At 36.8% G+C, this 6,382-nt stretch carries 6 protein-coding genes; all 6 read right to left on the reverse strand.

Annotated features, from left to right (window positions below):
• Positions 1–162: 162 nt before the first annotated feature.
• Positions 163–1,992 (reverse strand): carbohydrate-binding domain-containing protein, encoded by a 1,830-nt coding sequence (locus tag ACJMMI_RS06070; protein WP_405354312.1) that lies wholly within the window; start codon positions 1,990–1,992, stop codon positions 163–165.
• The gene (locus ACJMMI_RS06075; protein WP_405354313.1) at positions 1,982–2,680 is read right to left on the reverse strand and encodes a DUF4956 domain-containing protein; all 699 of its coding nucleotides are present in this window, start codon (positions 2,678–2,680) and stop codon (positions 1,982–1,984) included. The genes ACJMMI_RS06070 and ACJMMI_RS06075 overlap by 11 nt, the downstream gene beginning before the upstream one ends.
• Positions 2,673–3,389, reverse strand: coding sequence for a polyphosphate polymerase domain-containing protein (locus ACJMMI_RS06080; RefSeq protein ID WP_405354314.1), 717 nt, complete (start codon positions 3,387–3,389; stop codon positions 2,673–2,675). Before ACJMMI_RS06080 ends, ACJMMI_RS06075 begins: the two co-directional genes overlap by 8 nt.
• A 699-nt stretch (positions 3,390–4,088) precedes the next feature.
• Positions 4,089–5,309: a nucleotidyltransferase family protein gene (locus ACJMMI_RS06085; protein ID WP_405354315.1), complete on the reverse strand. Its 1,221-nt coding sequence runs from the start codon at positions 5,307–5,309 to the stop codon at positions 4,089–4,091.
• Positions 5,310–5,317: 8 nt separating this feature from the next.
• Positions 5,318–5,782 carry a S24/S26 family peptidase gene (locus ACJMMI_RS06090; protein ID WP_405354316.1) on the reverse strand — a complete coding sequence of 155 codons (465 nt, stop codon included), beginning with the start codon at positions 5,780–5,782 and terminating at the stop codon, positions 5,318–5,320.
• Entirely contained in the window at positions 5,775–6,038 is a 264-nt protein-coding gene (locus ACJMMI_RS06095; RefSeq protein ID WP_405354317.1) for a PqqD family protein, read from the reverse strand. Before ACJMMI_RS06095 ends, ACJMMI_RS06090 begins: the two co-directional genes overlap by 8 nt.
• Between the last annotated feature and the right edge of the window lie 344 nt (positions 6,039–6,382).

The following is a 6,382-nucleotide window of genomic DNA, read 5'->3' on the forward strand; positions in this document are numbered from 1 at the left end:
GGGCTTTGCCCAAACCCACGAGCCTTTAAAAAGGCTCGACCTAAATTTTTTGTTAATTTTCCGAAACTCTCTGCTAAACCACAATTTATCCCCACTATAAAAACCTAAATAATTAAATTAAAAAATCACAACTGTTCTACACAAACAGTTGTGATTTTCTTTTTATCTCATTTGTGGACCACCCTGCATATTTCCGCCGCCGGGGCCGCCCATTCCGTTATTATTCATATCGCCGTTTCCCATATCTCCGTTGCCCATTCCACCAGGACCGCCCATACCTCCTGAGCCGTAAATAAGTGAAGTCATTTCAACCTCCGTTGAAGAATTGCCTGATGTTACAGTATAGGTTTCACCTGCAGTAATTCCCGGACAACTGATTACCACACAAGCGTAGGTTTTAGTTGGTGTAAAAGATGCAAGAACATCTCCGTTACTGTTTTTTATTGTAATTTCACCACATGAATCTGTATTTACAAGCATTGAGCCTTGGGTTGAGTTTTCGCCAAAATTCTGTGCCATTTGTGTTGAACCGGCAGCAATGAATATACCGCCTGTAATGGTTGCTTCTCCGTCATAGTCAAGAGCACCATCTCCGCCGCTTGTCGGGCCGGAAACATAGGTTTCACCGCCTGTTACAGTAAGTGAACCGTTTGAATCCACACCGTCACCGTCTGCATCAATAATAATTTTACCACCCGAAATAGTGATTGATGAACTTGAGGAGCTAAAGCTGTCACGCTCAAAGCCACCGCCAAATCCGCTTTCATCATTACCGCCTGCGGCATTAATTCCGTCATCACTCGCCTTTAAGGTAATAGTTCCGCCTGAAATTTCAATTTCATTGCCCTCTATTCCCTCATAGCTTTCAGTAATATTTATCGTGCCGCCGCTTATGCTTGTTTTGCTGTCTGCATGAATACCGTCATCACCTGTTGAGATTGTAAAAGTACCATTTGTTACAGTTACATTTGAATTTGAATGTAACCCGTCATCTTCGCAAGTAAGATTATATGTACCGCCGCTGATTGTCAGATCTCCGCCTGCTTTAATGCCTTTTACGCTTGCAGAATCAGTAGAATTTGAAGAACTGCCGCTGTTTGATGTGATATTGAATGTGCCGTTTACAAGCTGTGCCGTTGTGCCGGCGTCAATACCGTCACCCTTGCAGTTGATTGTAAATTCACCGCCCTCAATATACACAAATCCCTTTGAAGTATCATCTGTATTTTCAGCGTGCAATCCGTCCTTACCTGAGGTAAGATTATATGTTCCGCTTGCAATTCTGATGCTGTCTTTACCCGAAAGTGCATGACTTGCAGCAGTAATATTATACTCACCGCTTGTCAGCTTTAAATCGTCCTTAGACACAATTCCGTGACCTTTTTCTGAAGTAACAGTAAGTTTTCCTTCGCCGTTGAGAGTAATATCATCTTTTGCAAAAATTGCAGCGTCAACATTATTATCGTCAGTTTGAACATAGTCGCCTGTTGATGCAAGGGTATTTTCGCTGTCCTTAGCAGTTGTTACAAATACCTTATCAGCTTGTTTAACATATAAAGCCGCACTTGATTTGCAGGTGACTGATGCGTTTTTCAGAACAATCTGTATTTTTGCGTTGCTGTCAGCGTCAACAATAATCTGTCCGTCAGAGGTTGTTCCTGTAACAATGTATGTACCCTCACTTTTAATTGTAACCTTAGTTCCGCTTACGGAAACATCACTTGAACTTGCTGTCGCCCCTGTTGATGAAAAAGTTACTGTAATTGCCGAGCTTTCGTCATAACCAACCTCTTTGTCACGGTCGGTAAACATTTCACTGTCACGTGATTCATCGGAAGCGGTGGCAGTTGAAACGCTGTCTGCGGTTGCGGTTGATGAACTTGATATAACCGAGCTGCTGTCTGTATTTGCACAGCCTGTTACGCTTACCGATACAATGAGTGCCGCAAGCAATGCTGCAAATTTTCCTTTATTTTTAAAATTAAAGCTCATTATTAGTTACCTCCTGTCTTGCCATACTGATTTCAAGGTTGCCGTTTCTGCATCTTAAATCATCAATAAAAGCCTTTTCTTCTGCTGAGTTTTTGAGTGTCACATTGTATGTAAGCTTGTATAAGCTGCCCATATTTGCGGTTTTTACCGAAACTGTCTCGGACTTCTGAGTGTACTTTTCAAAGATTTCATCAAATACACCATTATAATTAAGATCCTCGGGAATGGTAATTCTAAGAATTCTGTCCTGCTCAAGTCTTTTATCTGCACCGATATTCACTTTATTGAGAACAAACATTGCTAAGCCTAAAATTAATGAGAACAGTACTGCGTAGCCAAGATAACCCATTCCGCAAATTAAACCCGCACCCATTGCAAGGAATATTGTGCCAATCTCCTTTGCTGTACCGGGGACTGAACGGAAACGAACAAGGCTGAATGCACCGGCTACTGCAACGCCTGCACCCACATTTCCGTTTACCATCATAATTACCACACAAACCACAGCCGGCAAAAGTGCAAGTGTTACAACAAAGCTTTTGGTATATTTTGTTTTATAAGAATAAACTACAGCAAGAAAAATTCCGATTACAAGAGCAACCGCTATGCAAAGCAAAAACTGCGGTACTGCGATTGATTCGGTTGTGGTTGATGAATTGAAAATTCCTGAAAACAATGTATTAAGCATATTTTTTACCTCCGTTTGCCCTCTGCTGCATTAAAGCAAGATAAGCATTGCCATATTTTGAAAAAGATGTTTTGTAGATTTTATTTTCGCTAAGCAGATTTGTCATCCATAGCGGAACAGCTGTGCCTGTTTTTATTTCCATAAGAGAATAATTATTTCTCAGTATCGGTGTTCCGTAAACACCCTTGCAAAGTGATAAATCATAGTCACGCCAAAGAATATTATCATCAAATGTAACTCTGAAATCATAATCATTCTTATAATAAAAAGCCTCTCGGTTATATGAAATAACTACCTGCGGTACAATGCCTTTGTAATGTTCAAGAAAGTAATCAACCTCTCGCAAAATTTGACTGTCACCGATATGTTCACCACCACAAAGGTAACGCATACTTTCACTTTCCGACATTTCAGTTCGGCGTTTATACACAACACGCTTGTATTTTTTCTTGATTTCAATAAATGTTGTACTGTTATGATTAGCCGTACCGTAGCTTCTCAGTCTTAGCTTTTCTTTATACAGCGGATGCTCAAGCGAGCGTCTGATAAGCAAAAAATTCGGAGTATCAAAATATATATTGCAGATTGTGCTTTTGCCGAATTTGTCGGCATACATATATTTTTTCATTTCCTGCATAATAATTTTCTTTTGCTCGTTTGTTACAAGGTACTTTATTTCATAGCGTTTAAAAACACTTTGATAACTCATCTTCATTCTCCTTTCCTTTGATGAGTATATTGTACCTTTGTAACTTTAAATGAAATTTAAATTTTACTTAAAATTTACTTTAAATTTATAATAAATAATAAAAGAAGTTCAGTTTTAAATGTTGGGGTAATATTGATAAATTATGGTTTAGCAAAAAACTTAGGACAATAACATAAAATTTAGGTCGAGCCTTTTTAAAGGCTCGTGGGTTTGGGCAACGCCCAAGAAAAGCTGTTTTCGTTGCAAATTTTCCGACACAAACAGCAACGCTGCTTGTGTGCTAAAGCAAAGTTTGACAAAACAGGCGACAGCCATTAAAAAGAAATAATTCATTTATAAGGAATAATGGTTTTTTATGATGCTATCGCATTATAAGGCTTTCGCTGTTGTGTTCAAGCCGCCAAACAGCAGGCTGTTTGGCTATCAAAGCCTTGCGTTAGCTTAAAGTATTGTGGGCTTTGCCCACACCTACAACCTTTGAAAAAGGTTGACCAAATTTTTTTTCGAGTATAAAGTCTGTGCTAATTCAAACAGAAATTTCCCGACAGTTGCCAAACCACAATTTACCTCAATTATTGAAAAAACTAAAAAGAGAGGCATAGTTAGGACGGACTAACTATGCCTCTTTAAATTAGCAAACACCAAGTGCCGTTAGTGTTTGCTAACTTAATTAATATTATATCATATATTTTTTATTTGTCAATCGTTATCATAGTATTTGTAGCTATCAAGTCCTACTTCTTTTGTAAGTTTTGCGTAAAACTTCACATCTTCATCAGTATAAGAAAGTCGATTGCTTAAACCACGCTTAACATTAACATTCTTTTCAATAAAAATTCTTCTGCACCACATACAAGCCCAGGAAAAAGGCAATAATATCGGGCATTTTTCAAGGTAAGAATATTTATATTTCATACTGTTAATACTCGGAAATACCGAACTCAATACAGCTTTGGACTTAGAATTATTATTTTTGCTTTTCTGACTTTCTATATTACTCATAACCGCAACATCAAGCCTGCCAAGCCCCATACTCATCAAAATAAATTCTTCCAAATCATTAAAATCGGCAGCTTTACTGTCAGGTGAAAACCACTTAAAAGCTATATTCCTCATTTTTTGCTCAAGCGTAGTCATTTTACAGGTTTTTAACAGCTTTTTAAGATATGCCTTATCAAGCTTTTCACCATATTTTTTATAGAAAACATAAACATCTGCAATCATTCGCACACTTATTCCGCCTTGTGCAAAGTGGTTTGCTGAATGGATAATCATATAGGTATAATAATCCTCAAGCGACATTCGCTTAGAATAATTATAACCGTCACGAACTTTTGCTTTTTCAAGCTGATTTTCAAAAACGCTATAACAATCCTCATGATCATGCAAAAGTGATTTGTGCATTTCAATGTACATAAAAGGTGCTTTTTTAAAATGATACTGCTGATCATCATTCTTAACAAAGTTATATCCGTTCTCAGTAAAAACTCTCTTTATCTTATCAATGTCTTTTATATCAAAAAGAATATCAAAATCAGATACAGAGCGTTCAAATGGATTGGGATAATCTTTTTTTAGAAAATAGCCTTTCATAGGAAGATTATAAATCTGCTCTTTATCAAAACACTTTAACAGATTTTCAACCTCATACTTCATTAATGTATCAATATATGCAAGCTTGTTAAGCTTTGTTTTATAATATGAAAGCAGATTTTGTAGCACACTATATTTCCTTGACAGCATTATAATCGCTTCAAAAAATAATGCGTCCATTCTTGTATCATTTGCAATCTTCCTTATATTGTCAAGATTACAGTTTTCATAAGGCAACTGCGGCTCTGTATCATTCAGCACACTCGACACAAGCGATAAAAAGTAAGAATATTCTTTTTTCTGTGCTTCACTAAGATGCTTTTTCATTACAAATGCTACCTTTTCTTTTTTATTGATTTACTCATTCTATGTGCAGAATACAGCATACGCATAGGTGCTTTTAAGTATTCCCATGCTGATTTATATAATCTGTATGAGAGTGACTCGCCTGTATAGTGCTTGCCTTTGCGATAAAAAGCAGTAACTACACCGATAATTTTATCATCGGTTATTCCACGCTCTTTATAAAACTGATTGTCACCGCAAAAAATATAACTGCCGTCTTTATTAAATCCGATTACCCTGTGCAGTACAAAATCGCCGTTGCCTCTCTGATACAATGCAACATCAAGATATTTTAGCCTGCCCTCAGGCTTTTTTAGCACAACCACATCTTCCCCACTTCTCAGCATTGGGTACATACTTGTACCATGCGGAGTAAATGTGACAGTACCGCCTGAATTTAGCTTTTCTTTTATAATCTGTATTACATCTTCAAGCTGAATTTCTCTATTATTCAAAGACATCAGCATCCTTTAGTTTATTAATGAATGTGTCAATATCCGCACTTGCTTTTTCTCTTGTAACATCATATTCATCAAGCATTTTATTTACAAGCTCTTCTTTTTCAATGCCTTTTTGAAGTGCCTCAAACAAGAATGCACCGGTTTCGTTGAGATTCATTACACCGTTAAAATCAAGTGTAAGACTGTTTACCGGTACTACCACATATGAATCGGCTACTTTTCTTAATACAAAATCATCTTTAATCTTCATACTAAAATCTCCTAATATATCAATATAATATTTGGATTCTTTTTCAATAGTTGCGAAAATTATGGTTTTTTATTACGAGAAGATAGTTTGCAAAAAATAATTTTCTTGTTCCCGACAATAACTTAGTAACGTTCGGGAGTTAAAAGGTTTAAAATTTGGTCAACCTTTTTCAAAGGTTGTGGTTGTGGGCAATGCCCACAAATACTTTCCGTTTACGCAATCTAACAATAGCGAAAGCCTTATAATTGCGATAGCATCATAAAAAGCCATTATTCTTTATAAATGAATTATTTCTTTTTAATGGCTGTCGCCTGTTTTATCAAACTTTGCTTCAACACACAAAC

The organism is Ruminococcus sp. (assembly GCF_045129435.1).
Classification (GTDB): domain Bacteria; phylum Bacillota; class Clostridia; order Oscillospirales; family Acutalibacteraceae; genus Ruminococcoides.

Excerpts from the sequence above, each read along its gene's own strand:
- ACJMMI_RS06080 (WP_405354314.1), bottom strand. The coding sequence starts at position 3,389 with ATGAGTTATCAAAGTGTTTTTAAACGCTATGAAATAAAGTACCTTGTA.
- ACJMMI_RS06085 (WP_405354315.1), bottom strand. The coding sequence starts at position 5,309 with ATGAAAAAGCATCTTAGTGAAGCACAGAAAAAAGAATATTCTTACTTT.
- ACJMMI_RS06095 (WP_405354317.1), bottom strand. The coding sequence starts at position 6,038 with ATGAAGATTAAAGATGATTTTGTATTAAGAAAAGTAGCCGATTCATAT.
- ACJMMI_RS06075 (WP_405354313.1), bottom strand. The coding sequence starts at position 2,680 with ATGCTTAATACATTGTTTTCAGGAATTTTCAATTCATCAACCACAACC.
- ACJMMI_RS06070 (WP_405354312.1), bottom strand. The coding sequence starts at position 1,992 with ATGAGCTTTAATTTTAAAAATAAAGGAAAATTTGCAGCATTGCTTGCG.